General features: G+C 62.3%; 16 protein-coding genes. 3 read left to right on the forward strand and 13 right to left on the reverse strand.

Features of this window, described 5'->3' with window-relative positions; genetic code table 11:
• The 12 genes from BOP93_RS06475 to BOP93_RS06530 form a co-directional block, all read right to left on the reverse strand.
• On the reverse strand, nucleotides 1–765 hold the full coding sequence (locus BOP93_RS06475; RefSeq protein ID WP_104501961.1) for an ABC transporter ATP-binding protein: 765 nt from the start codon (nucleotides 763–765) through the stop codon (nucleotides 1–3).
• A gap of 13 nt (nucleotides 766–778) precedes the next feature.
• Nucleotides 779–1897, reverse strand: a complete 1119-nt coding sequence (locus BOP93_RS06480) for a succinylglutamate desuccinylase/aspartoacylase family protein (RefSeq protein ID WP_104501962.1) — start codon at nucleotides 1895–1897, stop codon at nucleotides 779–781.
• A 9-nt stretch (nucleotides 1898–1906) separates the two neighbouring features.
• Complete coding sequence (locus tag BOP93_RS06485; protein WP_104501963.1) at nucleotides 1907–2617, reverse strand: ABC transporter permease; 711 nt, start codon at nucleotides 2615–2617, stop codon at nucleotides 1907–1909.
• A complete protein-coding gene (locus tag BOP93_RS06490) occupies nucleotides 2614–3342 on the reverse strand; it encodes an ABC transporter permease (protein ID WP_065893388.1) in 729 nt (242 codons plus the stop codon). The genes BOP93_RS06485 and BOP93_RS06490 overlap by 4 nt, the downstream gene beginning before the upstream one ends.
• Nucleotides 3343–3398: 56 nt before the next feature.
• The gene (locus BOP93_RS06495; RefSeq protein WP_057723170.1) at nucleotides 3399–4178 is read right to left on the reverse strand and encodes a transporter substrate-binding domain-containing protein; all 780 of its coding nucleotides are present in this window, start codon (nucleotides 4176–4178) and stop codon (nucleotides 3399–3401) included.
• Nucleotides 4179–4488: 310 nt separating this feature from the next.
• Nucleotides 4489–6123, reverse strand: a complete 1635-nt coding sequence (locus tag BOP93_RS06500) for an ATP-dependent DNA ligase (protein ID WP_104501964.1) — start codon at nucleotides 6121–6123, stop codon at nucleotides 4489–4491.
• Nucleotides 6120–7124: a ligase-associated DNA damage response exonuclease gene (locus tag BOP93_RS06505; protein WP_104501965.1), complete on the reverse strand. Its 1005-nt coding sequence runs from the start codon at nucleotides 7122–7124 to the stop codon at nucleotides 6120–6122. Before BOP93_RS06505 ends, BOP93_RS06500 begins: the two co-directional genes overlap by 4 nt.
• Before the next feature lie 182 nt (nucleotides 7125–7306).
• The gene (locus tag BOP93_RS06510) at nucleotides 7307–9748 is read right to left on the reverse strand and encodes a penicillin acylase family protein (RefSeq protein ID WP_104501966.1); all 2442 of its coding nucleotides are present in this window, start codon (nucleotides 9746–9748) and stop codon (nucleotides 7307–7309) included.
• A 205-nt stretch (nucleotides 9749–9953) separates the two neighbouring features.
• Entirely contained in the window at nucleotides 9954–10154 is a 201-nt protein-coding gene (locus tag BOP93_RS06515) for an SEC-C metal-binding domain-containing protein (RefSeq protein ID WP_065886122.1), read from the reverse strand.
• Nucleotides 10151–10633, reverse strand: a complete 483-nt coding sequence (locus BOP93_RS06520) for an LEA type 2 family protein (RefSeq protein WP_104501967.1) — start codon at nucleotides 10631–10633, stop codon at nucleotides 10151–10153. The genes BOP93_RS06515 and BOP93_RS06520 overlap by 4 nt, the downstream gene beginning before the upstream one ends.
• 22 nt (nucleotides 10634–10655) lie before the next feature.
• Nucleotides 10656–11126, reverse strand: coding sequence for a YchJ family protein (locus tag BOP93_RS06525; RefSeq protein ID WP_104501968.1), 471 nt, complete (start codon nucleotides 11124–11126; stop codon nucleotides 10656–10658).
• Nucleotides 11127–11130: 4 nt separating this feature from the next.
• Nucleotides 11131–11628, reverse strand: a complete 498-nt coding sequence (locus BOP93_RS06530; protein ID WP_104501969.1) for a DUF6231 family protein — start codon at nucleotides 11626–11628, stop codon at nucleotides 11131–11133.
• A gap of 188 nt (nucleotides 11629–11816) precedes the next feature.
• Between BOP93_RS06530 and BOP93_RS06535 the strand changes: the two genes are divergently transcribed.
• Nucleotides 11817–12575 (forward strand): collagen-like triple helix repeat-containing protein, encoded by a 759-nt coding sequence (locus tag BOP93_RS06535; RefSeq protein WP_065886455.1) that lies wholly within the window; start codon nucleotides 11817–11819, stop codon nucleotides 12573–12575.
• Nucleotides 12576–12690: 115 nt separating this feature from the next.
• Here BOP93_RS06535 and BOP93_RS06540 read toward each other — a convergent pair whose 3' ends face one another.
• The gene (locus BOP93_RS06540) at nucleotides 12691–13155 is read right to left on the reverse strand and encodes a CopD family protein (protein WP_104501970.1); all 465 of its coding nucleotides are present in this window, start codon (nucleotides 13153–13155) and stop codon (nucleotides 12691–12693) included.
• A gap of 99 nt (nucleotides 13156–13254) precedes the next feature.
• On the opposite strand from BOP93_RS06540, the gene dinG reads away from it, so the two are divergent.
• Together dinG and BOP93_RS06550 are read left to right on the forward strand one after the other, a co-directional pair.
• Nucleotides 13255–15399 (forward strand): ATP-dependent DNA helicase DinG, encoded by a 2145-nt coding sequence (gene dinG / locus BOP93_RS06545; RefSeq protein WP_104501971.1) that lies wholly within the window; start codon nucleotides 13255–13257, stop codon nucleotides 15397–15399.
• An 88-nt stretch (nucleotides 15400–15487) separates the two neighbouring features.
• Entirely contained in the window at nucleotides 15488–17785 is a 2298-nt protein-coding gene (locus tag BOP93_RS06550; protein ID WP_104501972.1) for a beta-galactosidase, read from the forward strand.
• The last annotated feature ends 24 nt before the right edge of the window (nucleotides 17786–17809 follow it).

Raw genomic sequence — 17809 nt, forward strand, 5'->3', positions numbered from 1 at the left:
TTACTTCAAGTTGCCGCTCAGGAATTGCTGCAGACGCTCGCTCTTCGGATTGCCCAGTACGTCCGCCGGCGCGCCTTGCTCTTCCACGCGGCCCTGGTGCAGGAACAGCACCTGGCTTGAGACTTTGCGCGCGAAGCTCATTTCATGGGTCACCATGATCATGGTGCGGCCTTCTTCGGCCAGGCCCTGGATCACTTTCAACACTTCACCCACCAACTCCGGGTCCAGCGCCGAAGTGGGTTCATCGAACAGCATCACCTCGGGCTCCATCGCCAGCGCGCGGGCAATCGCGACCCGTTGCTGCTGGCCGCCGGAGAGGAACGCCGGGTATTGATCAGCCACCCGCGCGGGCAGGCCGACTTTATCCAGGTAGCGGCGGGCGCGGTCTTCTGCGTCTTTCCTGCTGCACCCCAGCACGCGGCGCGGGGCCATGGTGATGTTTTCCAGCACGCTCATGTGGCTCCACAGGTTGAAGTGCTGGAATACCATGGCCAACCGCGTGCGCAAACGTTGTAACTCGGCATCGTCGGCCACGCGCATGCCGTGGCGGTCGCTGACCATGCGGATCACTTGACCATCCAGGGTCATGGCGCCGTCGTTGGGGGTTTCCAGGAAGTTGATGCAGCGCAGGAACGTGCTCTTGCCCGAGCCGCTGGCGCCGATCAGGCTGATCACGTCGCCGGTTTTGGCCTTGAGCGAGACACCTTTGAGCACTTCATTGTCGCCATAGCTTTTATGCAGGCCTTCAACGGTCAATTTGTACATGGGGCGTGCATCCTCAAGGCGAAAGTAGGTAGCCGCTGCGGTAGGCCTCTGCGCCGGCGACATGGCTGATCACCATTCCGGCGGTGGCCATGCGTCGCAGCGAGCGGGCGTAAAGCAGGCCGGCATTGCGGCAATGCACGGGCGTTACGCGGTCGGTGATGGGGTCGATGATTTCGGCGATAAGCTGCCCGGCCTCCAGGTATTCCCCCGGCAAGGCGTGGAACACCAGCAAGCCGCCCACCGCTGTGGTCACAGGCTCCACGCCTGCCAGTGGCGTGGCCGGGTAGGGCAGTGCGGGCTGTGGTGGCGCGTCGCCTTCAATCGCGCCGAGGTGGGTCAGGTAATTGATGATCGCCTGGCAGTCCAGGGCCGCGAGGCCGTGGTTGACGTCGCCTTGACCGCGCAATTCGACGGTCACGGAAAAGCTGCCCATGGGGATCGGGAAGCTCGTGCCGAAGCGTTGCTGCAACTGCCACCACACCAGGGTGAAGCATTCATCGAACGACTGCCCGCCGGAATCGGTGGCCAGCAGGTTGGCCTCCGAACCCAGGTAACACGCCAGCGGCTCCACCTGCGGCCAGGCCTCGGGCGTGGTGTAGAGGTGCGCCACGGCTTCGAAATCGCAGTGCAGGTCCAGCACCACGTCGGCATCGCACGCCAGGCGCTGCAGCACCAGGCGCTGGGATTGCAGTTGAGTCGACGCGGTTTGCGCGGCCAGGGCGGCGGATAACGCGGTGCGGATCAACCGGGCGTTGCGTTGTGGATCACTGCCCAGCAAGTCTTCAACCTGATCGCCGACCGCGTCGCTGATGTCGACAAACAGGCGATTGAAGTTCTGTCCGCTTTCCAGCTCGTAGCGGCCCAGGGGGACGTCCATCAGCACCTGTTCCAGCCCCACTGGGTTGGCGACCGGCACCAGGACGATTTCGCTGCGCACGCGCCCGGTCGCCGCCAACTGTGCCAGGCGCGCCTTCAAGTGCCAGGCCACCAGCATGCCCGGCAGTTCATCGGCGTGCAGTGATGATTGGATGTAGACCTTGCTTTGCGCCTGCTCCGGGCCGAAGTGGAAACTGTGAATCTGTCGCGCCGTGCCGGGCACCGGCGCAATCAGGTCATGTTGCTGATGACGCATGAGCGCTCCTTAATGGCTCGGCCCGAGAAAGGCCAGCCAGCGGCGTTCCGCCAGACGAAACAGGCCGACCAGGGCAAAGGTCACGGCCAGGTAGATCAATGCCGCGATGCCGAATGATTGAAAGGTCATGAAGGTGGCTGAGTTGGCGTCCCTGGCGACCTTGAGGATATCCGGAATGGTTGCGGTAAACGCCACCGTGGTCGAATGCAGCATCAGGATCACCTCGTTGCTGTAGTAGGGCAACGAACGGCGCAGTGCCGACGGCATGATCACATAGGCGTACAGTTTCCAGCCGCTGAGGCCGTAGGCCTTGGCCGCTTCGACTTCGCCGTGGGCCATGCTGCGGATCGCCCCGGCGAAAATTTCCGTGGTGTAGGCGCAGGTGTTGAGGGCGAAGGCCAGGAGGGTGCAGTTCATCGCATCGCGAAAGAACCCATCGAGTACCGGTTGCGCACGCACGGCGGCAAGGCTGTAGATTCCGGTGTAGCAAATCAGCAACTGGATATACAGCGGAGTGCCGCGAAACAGGTAGGTGTAGAATTGCACCGGCCAGCGCACCAGGCGCCTGCGCGATACCCGGGCGATAGACAGTGGAATCGACACCAGGAAGCCGATCACCAATGCCGCGCTGAGCAGCCACAGGGTCATGGCCAGGCCGGTGATGTGCTGGCCGTCGCTATAAAGGAACGGGCGCCAGTATTCCTGCAAAAGCTCGATCATCGCACGGCCTCCCGTGAACCTGCGGCGTAGCGACGTTCAAGACGGCGCAAGACAAAATTGGAGGCGCTGGTGATCAACAGGTAGATCAGCGCGGCCAGTACCAGGAAGTAGAACAGTTGATAGGTGCTCTTGCCGGCATCCTGGGCTGCTTTCACCAGATCGGCCAGGCCGATGATCGACACCAGCGCGGTGGCTTTGAGCATCACCATCCAGTTATTGCCGATGCCCGGCAGGGCAAAGCGCATCATTTGCGGGAAGGTCACGTAGCGAAACCGTTGCCCGCGCTTGAGCCCGTAGGCGGTGGCGGCTTCCAGCTGGCCACGGGGCACGGCCAGGATCGCGCCTCGAAAGGTCTCGGTGAAATAAGCACCGTAGATAAAGCCCAGGGTGATGACCCCGGCGCTGAATGGGTCGATCTCGATGTATTCCCATTCCATGAAGTCGGTGAGGCCGGTCAGCCAGGTTTGCAGGCTGTAGAAAATCAGCAACATCAGCACCAGGTCGGGGACGCCGCGAATCAATGTGGTGTAGAGCTGGGCGGGGATACGCAGCACGGGCAGGCTGGACAGTTTGGCGCTGGCGCCGAGCAGGCCCAGCAACACGCTGACGGCCAGGGACAGCACCGACAACTTGATTGTCATCCAGGTGCCTTGCAGCAACAGCGGGCCGAAACCCTTCAAGCTGAACGCGCTCAGCCCGAGGGTTTGCAACAGATCTTCGAACATAAATCAGGACCTATGGCGATAAAAAAGCGCCCCTTGAAAAAGGGGCGCCCCAGGCATTATTTGCCGCTGTACAGGTTCAGATCGCCAAAGTGTTTTTTCTGGATGGTGGCGTAGGTGCCATCATCGTGTAACGCTTTGATACCTTTATCCAAAAGCGCCTTGAGCTCAGTGTTACCTTTTTTGATACCGATCGCAGTTTTCGAGGGCAGCAGCGGGTCGTCGATGGCGGCGCTGACTTCGTAGCCGGCACCGGCCGGCGACTTGAGGAAGCCCAGTTCGGCTTGCAGCATGTCCTGCACGGACGCGTCGAGGCGCCCGGACGTCAAGTCGGCATATACCTGGTCCTGGTTGGCATAGGCCTTGGTGGTCACACCGGCCTTGTCCAGCACGGCCTTGGCGTAGGCTTCCTGGATGGTGCCTTGCTCATAGCCCACGGATTTGCCCTTGAGCGATTCAGGCGTCGAATACCCTGCACCTTTTTTGAACACCAGCGAAGTAGGGCCCGAGAACAGCTCGTTGGAGAAGTCGATCGCCTTCTCGCGCACCGGGGTCACGGTCATGGAAGAAATCACACCGTCGAACTTGTTGGCTTTGAGGCCCGGAATCATGCCGTCAAAGTCGCTTTCAACCCATTTGCACTTGACCTTCAGTTCCGCACAAATGGCGTTGCCCAGGTCAATATCGAAGCCCACCAGGCTGCCGTCGGCGGCCTTGGATTCGAACGGTGCGTAGGAGGGATCGACACCGAAACGCAATTCCTTGTATTCCTTGGCGGTTGCAACACCTGCAGCCATGCACAGAGCCAGTGCAGAAAGGGTCAGCAATGCTTTTTTCATTATGTGTTCCCTGAAAACCAAGATAAGCGCTTGTGGCGCGTTTAGGACTGTTACTGAACGGTGTCAGACGCAGCACAAGTAGCAATTTCTGCACCATAGTTCCGAATGATCGTTTTAAAAGGTGGGATAAGGGATTTATAAGTGTAGGAAATGCCCACTAATGTGCATTCGGAAAAGGTCGCACCATTACAGGTCATATGGAGATTCCAATGTGGGAGGGGGCTTGCCCCCGATAGCGGTGGGGCAGACACAAATGCTCTGACTGACACACCGCCATCGGGGGCAAGCCCCCTCCCACAGGAGTCCGGTGTCAGGCCAACAAGTCCTGCAGCGTGGCGAGACTGTCGGCTTCCTCCACCGGCTTATCCTGGCGCCAACGCAACATCCGCGGAAAGCGCACCGCAATGCCGCTCTTGTGCCGCTTGGACAGGGCGATCCCTTCAAACCCCAACTCAAACACCATGCTCGGCGTGACGCTGCTGACCGGCCCGAATTTTTCCACGGTGGTCTTGCGCACGATTGCATCGACCTTGCGCATTTCTTCGTCAGTCAGCCCCGAATAGGCCTTGGCGAACGGCACGAGTGTGCGCTCGCTGCCCGGCGGGCCGTCCCAGACCGCGAAGGTGTAATCGCTGTACAGGCTCGCGCGCCGGCCATGGCCGCGCTGGGCGTAGATCAACACGGCGTCGATGCTGAACGGGTCCACCTTCCACTTCCACCACAGGCCCATGTCCTTGGTGCGGCCCACGCCGTAAAGGCCTTTGCGATCCTTGATCATCATGCCTTCGACGCCGAGGCTGCGGGAGGCTTCGCGTTGCACGGCCAACGCTTCCCAGGTTTGCCCCTCGAGCAGTGGCGAGGGCAACAGCACGGGTTGGTTGCACTGCGCGATCACGCGTTCCAGCTGCGTACGGCGTTCAGCCAGGGTGTGGTTGCGCCAGTCGTCGCCCTGGTATTCGAGCAGGTCGTAGGCGAGCACCGCCACCGGTGCATCCTCCAGCACTTTTTTACTCAATGTCTTGCGGCCGATCCGCTGCTGCAGCAGGGCGAAGGGTTGCACCGCCTCTTTCCAGACCACGATTTCACCGTCGATCACCGTGCCGTCGGGCAAGCCGCTGACCAGGCTGTGAAGCTCGGGGAACCGCTCGGTCACCAGTTCTTCACCGCGCGACCAGACCCACAAGCGACCCTCACGCTTGACCAACTGCGCGCGAATGCCATCAAACTTCCATTCCACTTGCCAGTCGGCGGGAGAGCCGAGCAGGGCGTCAAACTGCTCCACTGGTTGCGCCAAGCCATGGGCGAGAAAAAACGGATACGGCTGCCCGCCGCGTTGCGCATGCTCGTCGGATGATTCGGCGGCAATCAGCTTGAGATAGCCTGCGGCCGTCGGGCGATTGGACAGGTCGGTGTAGCCCACCAGCCGTTGGGCCACGCGCTTGCTGTCGAGCCCGGCCATGGCGGCAAGCGCACGGGTCACCAGCAGTTTGGACACGCCCACGCGAAAGCTGCCTGTGATCAACTTGATGCACACCATCAGGCTCGGTTGATCCAGTTGCACCCACAGCGCCGGCAGGCGCTCGGCCAGTTCAAGCGGCGCAAGGCCACGCAGCGGTAACAGTTTGTCTTCCAGCCACACCGCCAGGCCATCTTCAGAGGTGTAGGTGGATTCGGGTAACAGCAAGGAAATGGTCTCCGCCAGATCGCCGACGGACTGGTAGCTTTCTTCGAACAACCACGGCTCGATGTTCGCCGCTTGCGTCGCCATATCCCTCAGCAGGCGGGTCGGTACTAATTGTCGCGGGCGCCCGCCGGAAAGGAAGTACACCGCCCAGGCCGCATCCTGTGGCGGTGCCTGCTGAAAATATGCTTGCAGTGCCGCCAGCTTGGCGTTGCTGGAGGTCGTGGCATCGAGGTTGGCGTACAGCTCGGCGAAGGCTTTCATGCGCTGGCCTCTTCTTCGTCGTCGCCGTATTCGGTGCTGAACCCTTGGGCATCCAGGCCTTTCTCGCGCAGATGGCGCACCAGCACGCCGACCGAACCGTGGGTGACCATCACCCGCTCGGCGCCGGTCTGCTCAATCGCCCACAACAGCCCGGGCCAATCGGCATGGTCCGACAGCACAAAGCCGCGATCGACCCCGCGCCGGCGCCGCGTGCCGCGCAGGCGCATCCAGCCGCTGGCGAAGGCGTCGCTGTAGTCGCCAAAGCGACGTATCCAGGTGCTGCCACCGGTGGAGGGCGGGGCGATGATCAGGGCCTGGCGCAGCAGCGGGTCGTTTTTTTTGAAGTCGCCGGCGTATAGCGTTTCGGGGATGTAGATACCCGCTTCGCGGTAGACCCGGTTCAACGGCTCGACGGCGCCATGGCTGAGGATCGGACCGATGCTGGCATCGATACCGTGCAGGATGCGTTGTGCCTTGCCGAAGGAATAGCAGAACAACACGCTGGCCTTGCCGGCAGCGATATTGGCCTGCCACCAGTCGTTGATACCGGAAAAAATCTGCGTCTGCGGCTGCCAGCGATAGATCGGCAGGCCAAAGGTGGATTCGGTGATAAAGGTGTGGCAGCGCACTGGTTCGAAAGGCGCGCAGGTGCCATCGGGCTCGACCTTGTAATCGCCGGACGCGACCCACACCTCGCCCTGGTATTCCAGGCGCACCTGGGCCGAACCGAGGACATGTCCGGCCGGGTGGAAACTCAACGTGACGCCGTGGTGCACGAGTTTTTCGCCGTAGGCCAGCGTCTGCAAGTTGATGTCCTGGCCGAGGCGCGAGCGCAGGATGCCTTCGCCGGGCGCGGCGGCCAGGTAATGTTCGTTGCCGGTGCGGGCGTGGTCGCCGTGGGCGTGGGTGATGACGGAGCGTTGCACCGGGCGCCAGGGATCAATGTAGAAATCCCCGGCGGGGCAATAGAGGCCTTCGGGTCGGGCGATGACGAGGTCCATGGGGTGACCGGGGAGATGGGCTTGTTACTTATGAGGCGGGGGGCTGTGCAGAAGTTCTATCAGAATGCATGGGGTCCAAATGTGGGAGGGGGCTTGCCCCCGATGACAGAGTGTCAGCCACTGATGCAGTGGCTTATCCATCGCTTTCGGGGGCAAGCCCCCTCCCACATTTGAAAACCGGGTTATTTGCCAGGTGTGAGGGTTAGCCGGCTTTTGCCATACACCTTGTCAAAGTTCTGCGGCTGCATCGGGAAGCTCAGGTATTGCGCCTTGAGCGACGGATCGATGCCGTTGGCATAGTTCGGGCTGGCCGGGTTGCCGGACTGGCCGGTGCCGCCCTGGCCCATCATCGGTTCGGGCTGGCCGAAGTCGACAATCGTGCGCAGCGCTGACGTCTGGGCCACATTGAAATCCTGCCCCCAGTGGTACGGTGCCGGGTTCAGGGTGTTGTGGTCGCCACCGCTGGCGAAAGGCCCGCGAATAACCTGGCCGCCGGCGTTTTTCCAGGCGGTGGTGTGCAGCTTGCCCCATTGCCAGGCCTTGTGATCGGCGCCCAGCAAGCTGTCGCCGCTGCTGATCGCAGCGGCCAGGGTGCGTGCGAGAATCGCCGGCTTGTCTTCTTTTTGCGGTGTGCGCGTGTCATCCCAGAGCGGGCTGTCTTCACGGCCCAGCAAATGGTCTGCGATGGCGGAGTAGGACAGGCTGGCGTTGCTGACAAAGGCTTTCCAGCTGGCGCTGTGTTCCGGGCCGAGTTTGTCGAGGAAGATCTGCCTGGCGCTTTCCTGCAGGAACAGTTCGTAGACCGCCGCGTCGGCGGACGTCGGTGCAAGGCGACCATCAAAGGCCATCAAGCGGCCCAGTGCTTCGCGCGCCTTGGCCTGTTCGGCGGCGGGCAGCGCGTCGATTGCCTGTTTCAGCGGCTGGGCCATGCCCGGTGCCTGGAACATCCCCTTGAGTTTGGCGGCAAACAGGGTGGTCTGGTCGTATTGCATGGCGATCAGGCTGCGGCTGTCGTGCTTGCCTGCGTTGGCCAGTTGCGCCAGGCGCTCGCTGCGCTCCGGCGCGTCCCAGGAATTGGACAGTTGCATGCCATAGCCACGCGGGGCTGTGCGCTGGTTGGCGGTGCCGATCCAGCCTTGAGCCGGGTCCTGGTCATAGGGGTGCAGCATCGCGTCGGCGTAACCGTCCCAGTCAAAGCGCGTGTCCCAGCCGGGCGACGGCAGCAGGCCTTGGCCTTCGCGGCGGTTGGGGAAGCGGCCGGTGACTTGCCAGCCAATGTTACTGGCGTCGGCGAAGATCATGTTCAGCGCAATGGCGCGAATTTCTCGGGTAGCGTCCGAGGCCTTGCCGGCGTTCTGCGCGCGGGACAGGTCGAAGAACGCATCCAGGCTCTTGTCGTCCTTCAAATCGGCGGTTTGCAGGGCCAGGCCAAAACCGCTGGTGAGCGCCTGGCTGCTGTTGAGCAAGGCGCCGTGGCGGGTTTCGTACACCACGTCACGAATCGAGCGTTGGCCTTTGATGAAGAAGGTCTCGTTACGCACGCCGGCCGGTAGCCATTTGCCGTTGTTCTCGTAGTACAGCGCGCTGCCCTGGCGTTTGACCTTTTCCAGGAACAGGTCCTGGGTGTCGCCCTTGACCGCGCTCATGCTCCACGCCACCTTGCCGTTGAAACCCGACAGCAGGGTCGGCAGGCCGGCGATCGACGCGCCGACCGCCTGATATTTCGGCGCACGGATCTGCACGTAGCTCCAGGGCGTTGGTGCTTGCGGCTGGGCGGCGATGTCGTTGGCCAGCAGGCTTTTGCCGCTGCGGCTGCGTTGCGGCCCGATGGCCCAGTTGCTCGACGTGGTCACGCCCAGGGCATTGAGGCTGTTGAGTTGCTGGCTGACGGTGTCCAACCCGGCAAGACCGGTGATCTGGCTCAGGTTCACGCCCTTGAGCTTGTCGGCCTCGGCCAGCGGGATCGCTTCGTCCGGCGCGCTGGGGATAAGCCAGGCGAGCTTGTCGACGCCGACTTTTTGCGCCAGCACCAGCGATGAGATTTCTTCCTGCAGGTTGCTCGACTCACTGAAGTTCAGCAGGCAGAACAGCAGCGCCGAATCTTCCGGTTTCCAGTATTCGGGTTTGTAGCCGGTCTGGGCCAGGTCGGTCGGCAGCTTGTCGCGGTAGCGGAACAGGTAGGCGTTGACGCCCCGTGCGTAGACTTCAAAGAAACGCTTGAGCCGCGGCGACGAGGCGTTGTACAGCTCGCCGGCGCTCTTTTTCAGGTTGACTGCGCGCATGAAGCGGTCGACATCAAGGACCTCGGGCCCGGACATTTCCGCCAGGCGGCCCTGGGCCAGCAGCCGCAGAGTGACCATCTGGGTGATCCGGTCGCTGGCATGCACATAGCCGAGGCTGAACAACGCGTCGTGGAAGGTGTTGCTTTCGATCAGCGGCATGCCCTGGGCATTGCGGCGTATCGACACGTTTTGCGCCAGGCCCTTGATCGGCTCTACGCCAGCTGCGGGGGGCAGGGTGTCCTGGGTGTTCTGGAGCTGGCAACCGGCCAGGCTCAACGCACTGACCACTGCCGCGGCAACGCCGAACCGGGGAAGAAAATGTGTAAGGGCTGGCGAGGCCATGGCAAAGCTCCTGCGGGGGGTAGCGTCATTAAAGGCGCTACGTTAGTGAGCGCGGCGAAACGACGCAAGCGGGAGTTGTGTAATTGCATGAGTACTAATGTAGGAGGGGGCTTGCTCCCGATAGCAGTGGGTCAGTAACAAATAGGCTGACTGACACACTGAATCGGGGGCAAGCCCCCTCCCACATTTTGATCTTCAGTGTGGCTTAGGCGCCGTGGCACTTCTTGAATTTCTTCGCGCTGCCGCATGGGCAAGGATCGTTGCGACCGACGTCTTTCAACGCATTGCGCACCGGCTCCTGGTGAGCGTGGCCGCAGTTCGGGCCGTGGACATGGCCGTGGTCGTGATCCTGGTGATCGTGATCGTGGTTGCAGTCGGGACCATGGACATGGGGTTGCTGAGTCATCGATGTCGCTCCGGAATAAAATCGCCGGGCATTATCTCGCCATTGTGAGCCACCTGCACGTCATTACCGATGAATAATCCGGTTTTCAACTCGCCTTCAAGACGATAGGGCACGGGGCGCTCGGGGTTTTTCAGCATTTGCACCACATCGCGTATTCGCGGCCACAGGTTGGTCCGTACCGACACCCGGAAGTATTTATGACTGCGCGGCGGTACGGTCAGCCATTCGTTGGATTCGCCTTCGGTCAGCACCAGGTCGCCGAGGGTGACCTTGTAGATCAGGCCGCGCACGGTCAGGTCGGCGTCGTCGCGGTTATCCACGCGAAAGTAGAGCTTGAACTTCTGCTCCAGCAACTTGGCACGCACCACTTCGACCTTAACCAGTGATACGTGGGGCGGCGGCGAATCGTCCTCGAACCAGGAGGCGCAGCCGCTCAGGCCCAGGGTTAACGCCAGCATCAGGCTGAATGTGCGAAGCATTGGCGTTATCCCTGTCAGGTCGTTAAAAATAGCTGGAACAGCACTTCTTGAACTTCTGCCCGCTGCCGCACAGGCATGGGTCATTGCGCCCGGCCTTCACATCCACCGTCGGGTCGATGAAGTACCAGCGCCCCTCATTCTGTACGAAAGAAGAGCGCTCGCGGTGGCTATGTTCACCACTGCTGTCGTGCCAGCGCGCCGTGAAGGTCACGAAGGCATGTTCCGGTTGGCCGCCGAAGACCTCGGAATTTTCCACCTCCAGCCCAAGCCAGGTGCTCTGCGCACTCCAGGCGGTAATGGCCTCGCGGTCCAGGCCGGCCTGCTGCGCCGGCAAGGTGGTTGCCACCAGATAGTCGACCAGGCCCAGCACATAGGCGCTGTAGCGCGAGCGCATCAATGCGCTGGCACACGGCGCGGGGTGGCCGGCGTGGTAATGGCCGCAGCAGGCATCCAGCAGATTGCCACTGCCGCAGGGGCAAATGGATGTACTCATTGTGTTACCACCAATACTTGCCAAAATTTTCCGGGTTGGCCCAGAAACGGGCGTTGAGCCAGTCGGGTACTTGTTTATAGTCAAGCAGATCATAGGTAAACAGCGTCAGCACCTGCTCATCGCGCTGGAAACGCTCACCGGCCTGCAGGGCCAGGGAGAAAAAATCGGTGTCCTGCCAGTCGCAGGCGCCCAGGTCCACCAGCACCGCGATGCGGCTGGCATTGAGGTTGCGAATGCCGCCCAGCAACGTCAGACCCTGGGATTTGGGCAGGTGTTCAAGGCAATCGACCACCAGCGCCAGGTCAAAACGCTGCGCCGCCAGTTCGGCGGGCAGCGGTCCGGGTGGGGCAACGCTGACACGCATATCGGGATGCGCCGTTTTAAACGCATCCAGTGCGGGAAACTGGCTGGCGCCCAACAGCAACAGGCGTTTGGGGGCGTGCAGGTCCAGCAACGCGGCCAGCGCTTGCTGGGGTGTACGGGAAGAAAATCCAGCGGTCATTTAAGATCCTCACATCAGGACCCTAGAGACTAGCGCGGCTGGGCGTGCTGGCCTAGCGCATCAGTGCCGATAGCGCCGGTGCCTGAGCCGGGCCTTCTGAAGTTTTTTGATCCTTCACTGGCAAATCGCCTGTAGAAGTCGTTACTGTGCGTCCAAAGAAAAATTCGGAAACACTCGGGAGCCCCATGATGCGTAAGGTTTTTCTGCTGGCCCTGTTGGTCAGCCCCATTGCCCTGGCCCAGAGTGTCAGCGTCGAAACCCATTCGTTGATGCGCCTGCCCAGCAGTACCAGCGTGTTGCAGCTCGAGCGACTGGACGTGGCGGACTACGGCACCCTGTTGATTCCCGCCACCATCAGTCAGATCGCGGTGGAGGAACTGCATCTGGGGCGTGAAGCACGTATCGCCATCGTCCCCGGCACTACCGCGCTGCAGTTGCAGGTGCGCCAGGCTCAACTGGATCAGGGCAGCCAGATCACCTCTCGCGGCGCGCCCGGCACCCATGAAAGACCAGCCAAGCCGGGGCGCGACTTGACCTTGCGTATCGAGTCGCTGACTGCAGAAGCACTGTCGGTGGATGCCCGCGGTGGCGCCGGTGCCCAGGGTTATGCCGGCCTGGATGGCGCCAATGGCGTCGATCCGGGGTGCACCTGGGGTTCTGCCGGGCGTGGGTTCAATGGCGATAACGGCGGCGATGGGTTGCCGGGTGCGTCGGGTGCGCTAGTGCGCGTGGAGTTGCCGCAGAGTTTCCCGGCTGATCAGATCAAGGTCTTGGTGGACGGCGGGCCTGGGGGCTTGGCCGGTGTCGCGGGTAAACCCGGCAAGGGCGGTCAGTCCAAGGGCTGCCTGGTGTACCGCGCCGATGGCGGTGAAAAAGGCCGCTCGGGGTTGGAAGGGCAACCGGGGCCGGCGGGGCCTGCTGGAACAGTGACTATCCAGCGGCTCTGAGTCGCCTGGCCTGACGCCATCGGGGGCAAGTCGAATCGTCGCACCGCCCCTCCCACATTGGAATGCGATCAAAGGTGGGAGGGGGCTTGCCCCCGATGGCGATGTAAGAGTCGCCTTACAACATCGGCCTAGCCGAAGCAATCGCCACTACCACCAACCCGACAATCAAGTTAATCCCCACCAGCTTGCGAATCTGCCCCAATGCAGCCGCGCCCGCGGGCCAATCCTCAGCCGCCACCGCCGCCTTCAACGCCGGAAACTTCAACGCCTGGATGCGAATAAACAGCGCCGTCATCACCAGATACAAACCCATCATCACCTGCACATAGCGCGGCGCCGTTTCAAAACCGTTGAAGCGCAGGTGCAGCAGGCCTACGCCGCTGATCGGCAAAATCAGCACCGCCACCCACACCCATACAAAAAAACGTTGAAACACATTTGCCCACAACTTGAGCCGGGCAGGGCCCTCAAGGGCCGCCATGGCGGCGGGGCGCAGGATCATCCAGGCGAAAAACATGCCGCCGACCCAGATCAGGGCGGCCAATACATGCAGGGTGTAAGCGAGGCTAAACGCGGTCATTGTGGTACTCCGTTCTGCGCGGGATTAATTAGCGGGGTATGATAGCGGCCGATCCGAACCACTGAAAATTTATCCAGCGTTTTTTGCGCCCGACTATCCATGATCAGCACTGAACTCAAAACCACGATCCAGGGCGCCTACTCGCGTTTTCTCGAAGCCAAGAGCTTGAAACCGCGTTACGGCCAACGCCTGATGATCGCCGAAGTGGCCAAGGTCCTCGGGGATATCGACACCGACGACGAAGGGCGGCGCAGCGGCGACCCTGCGGTCGTGGCCGTCGAAGCCGGCACCGGTACCGGCAAGACTGTGGCCTACAGCCTGGCGGCGATTCCCACTGCCAAGGCCGCCGGCAAGCGCCTGGTGATTGCCACCGCTACCGTCGCCCTGCAGGAACAGATCGTCTACAAGGACCTGCCGGACCTGATGCGCAACAGCGGGCTGAACTTCACGTTCGCGCTGGCCAAGGGCCGTGGTCGTTACATGTGCCTGTCCAAGCTTGACGTGCTGCTGCAGGAAGGCCACGCGCAGACTGCCACGGCCTCGCTGTTCGAAGAAGAAGGCTTCAAGATCGAAGTCGACGAAGTCAGCCAGAAATTGTTTACCAGCATGATCGAGAAACTCGCCGGTAACAAATGGGACGGCGACCGCGACAGCTGGCCCACCGCCCTGGAAGACGCCGACTGGGCGCGCCTGACCACCGACCACAGTCAATGCACCAATCGCCATTGCCCCAACTTCGGTCAGTGCGCCTTCTACAAGGCCCGCGAAGGCATGGGCAAGGTTGACGTGATCGTCACCAACCACGACATGGTGCTGGCCGACCTGGCCCTGGGCGGCGGCGCCGTACTGCCGGACCCGCGCGATACCTTGTACGTGTTCGACGAAGGCCATCACCTGCCGGACAAGGCCATCGGCCACTTCGCCCACTACACGCGCCTGCGCTCTACCGCCGACTGGCTGGAAACCACCGCCAAGAACCTCACAAAGCTGCTGGCCCAGCATCCGCTGCCCGGCGACCTGGGCAAGCTGATCGAACAGGTGCCTGAGCTGGCGCGGGAGATCAAGACCCAGCAGCAGTTCATGTTCAGCGCCTGCGAGCAGGTGGCCGACTTCAAGCCCGGCGAAGACGTGGAAGGCCGTGAGCGGCCGCGTCACCGTTTTGTCGGTGGGATGATTCCCGAGCATATGCGCGAAATGGGCATTGAACTGAAGAAGGGCTTTTCCCGCCTGACCGACCTGTTCACCCGTCTCACCGACTTGCTCAAGGAAGGCATGGATGGCGAGGTCAATATCGGCATCGCCAGTAACCAGGCCGAAGAATGGTACCCGCTGTTCGGCAGCCTGCTGTCCCGCGCCCAGGGCAACTGGGAGTTGTGGACCGCCTTCACCGTTGAAGACCCGGAAGACAACCCGCCCATGGCGCGCTGGTTGACCCTGGCCGAAAGCGGTGCGCTATTCGATATCGAGGTCAATGCCAGCCCGATCCTCGCCGCCGAGATGCTGCGCCGCAACCTGTGGAACGTGGCCTACGGCTGCCTGGTGACCTCGGCCACGCTGACGGCGCTGGGCACCTTCGACCGCTTCCGCATGCGCGCCGGCCTGCCGAAAAAGGCCGTCACTGCAGTGGTGCCAAGCCCGTTTCATCACGCCGACGCCGGCGTCCTGCGGGTGCCCGACCTCAAGGCCGACCCACGGGACGCGGCGGCACACACGGCGGCGATCATCCGCGACCTGCCCGAGCTGGTGGAAGGCTCGCGAGGCACCCTGGTGCTGTTTTCGTCGCGTAAACAGATGCAGGATGTGTTTGACGGCCTTGACCGCGACTGGCGTAAGCAGGTGTTCATCCAGGGCAACCTGTCCAAGCAGGAAACCTTGAACAAACACAAGGCGCGGGTCGATGGTGGTGATTCCAGCGTGCTGTTCGGCCTGGCGAGCTTTGCCGAGGGCGTGGACTTGCCCGGCGCCTACTGCGAGCATGTAGTCATCGCCAAGATCCCGTTCTCGGTGCCGGATGATCCGGTCGAAGCGGCGCTGGCCGAATGGATCGAAGCCCGCGGCGGCAACCCGTTCATGGAAATTTCGGTACCCGATGCGTCGCTCAAGCTGGTGCAGGCCTGCGGGCGCTTGCTGCGCACCGAGCAGGACCGGGGCACCATCACGTTGCTCGATCGCCGCCTGGTCACCCAGCGCTATGGCAAGGCAATCCTGAATGCCTTGCCGCCGTTCAGGCGCGAAATTTCTTAAGCCACCGTGGGCGAACTCGCCCACTTCGTGGTCTATCTCATGTATGTCATCAGGCCATTCATCGGCCGTCTGGGAGAACCTTGTTCGTATGATTCGCACGCTGCCCGCTCTTTTTGCCCTGCTGTTCGCCGCGCCCTTGATGGCCGCGCCGGCCGGGCAACAAACGCTGTTCAACTTCGTCCGGCCCGCCGATGTGGTCAAGGTGGCGACCCAGGACGCCAGCCTGCCGCAATACAACGCCGAACAAACCCCGGAGGGCGAAGTGCTGCGCCGCATCACCTTCAGCCCGGCGGCCGAGCCGAGCCTGGTGCTCAGCCCGCAAACCGGCGTGTGGGACTGGTCGCAATCGGGCGCCATGAGCCTGCGTATCCAGAGCGCCATGAATTGGGCGTTGACCCTCTACGTGAAAGTACAAAGTGCCGACGGCAAGACCCTGGTCAGTCGCGTCGACCTGCCGGCCGGCCCGGCCCAGACCTTGCTGGTGCCACTGCAAGCCAACTCGCCGCTGAGCCAGGGCATGAAGGCCGGCCCGCCGATGCCGATGACCGTGGACGGTCAGCGTGTGTTGCTGGCCGCCAGCACCGGGGAAGTTGACCGCAGCCAGGTGGTGTCGGTGACGCTGTCGATGATCAAACCCGATGCCGCCCAAAGCATCCTGCTGGAGCGCTTTGGCGTGCAGGACAGCGAGCCGGTGATGAAGGCCGCCTACAGCGAACTGGTGGACGCTTACGGTCAGTCCACCCGCGCGCGCTGGCCGGAAAAAGTCAGCAGCGACGAGCAGCTCAAGGCCGCAGCCGCCAAGGAGCAGCAACAACTGAAGGGGTGGCTCGCCGAGCGTGACAAATCCGCCCTGGATCAGTACGGCGGCTGGAACAAAGGCCCGGCGTTCGACGCCAGCGGCTTCTTCCGCACTGAAAAGCGCGACGGTCGCTGGTACTTGGTCACGCCGCAAGGCCATCCGTTCTACTCGCTGGGGGTCAACACCGTGGCTGCGGACAACAGCCAGACCTATGTGGCGGGACGAGAGTGGATGTTTGCGGCGCTGCCCAAGGCCGGTGAGCCCTTCGACAAGTATTACGGCAGTGGCGACAACCGTACCGGCAACGGCGCGGGCGAAGGTCGCGGTTTCGGTTCGGGACGCTGGTATGATTTTTATGGCGCCAACCTGCAGCGCACCTATGGCGGTGACGGCTTCGATCAGAAGCGCTGGGTGACCCATACCCTCGACCGCCTGCAAGCCTGGGGCTTCAACACCGTGGGCAACTGGAGCGATCCGGACCTGGCCACGGCTGACCGTGTGCCTTACACCTTGCCGCTGTCGATTGTGGGTGACTACGCCAGCATCAGCACCGGCACCGACTGGTGGGGCGGCATGCCCGACCCGTTCGACCCACGCTTCGCCATGGCCACTGAGCGCGCCGTGGCCATTGCCGCTCGCGATCATCGCGACGACCCGTGGCTGATCGGCTTCTTCGCCGACAACGAACTGGCCTGGGCCGGCCCTGGCGACGATGCAAAATCGCGCTATGCCCTGGCCTACGGCACCCTGCGCATGACCACCGACGTGCCGGCCAAGCGTGCCTTCCTCAAGCAACTGCGCGACAAGTACCGCAATGAGGACGGTCTGTCGAAAGCCTGGGGCATCCACCTGGCCGGCTGGGAGCTGATGGAAGACCCCGGCTTCGAGCCGCCGATGCCCAGCCCGGAACACCCGGAAATCGAGGCCGACTTCAAGTATTTCCAGAAGACCTTCGCCGATGCCTACTTCAAGACCATCTCCGACTCGCTGAAATGGCACGCGCCCAACCAACTGCTGCTGGGCGGGCGTTACGCCGTGAGCACCCCTGAAGCCGTGGCGTCCTGTGCACAGTATTGCGATGTGCTGAGCTTCAATATGTATACCCTCAAGCCCCAGGACGGTTATGACTTCGCCGCCCTGCGCGCACTCGACAAACCGGTATTGATCACCGAGTTCAACTTTGGCTCGAGCGACCGTGGCCCATTCTGGGGCGGCGTGACGCAGTTGGCCCGTGAAGAAGAGCGGGGCGCGGCCTATGCCGCCTTCCTCAAGCAAGCCATGGCGGAGCCTTCGATTGTCGGCGTGCACTGGTTCCAGTACCTGGACCAGCCCGTGACCGGACGCCTGCTGGACGGTGAAAACGGCCATTTCGGCCTGGTTGGCATCACTGACGTGCCCTTTCAGGGTTTTGTCGAGAGCGTGCGTAAAAGCAATCTCGCGGCGGTCGACCAACTGGGTAAGGAGGCTGAAAAAGCCAGGGCCGCCGGTGCGTCCCGTGAGAGTGAAGGCGGCCGCTCGGGTCAGGCCGGCAAAGGTGCTGGCCAGGGCGCCGGGCATGCTGGCGGGCACTCCGGAAATGGGCATTGATTCGCCGTTGACGGGTTCACAAAT

Source organism: Pseudomonas orientalis, assembly GCF_002934065.1.
GTDB lineage: Bacteria > Pseudomonadota > Gammaproteobacteria > Pseudomonadales > Pseudomonadaceae > Aquipseudomonas > Aquipseudomonas orientalis_A.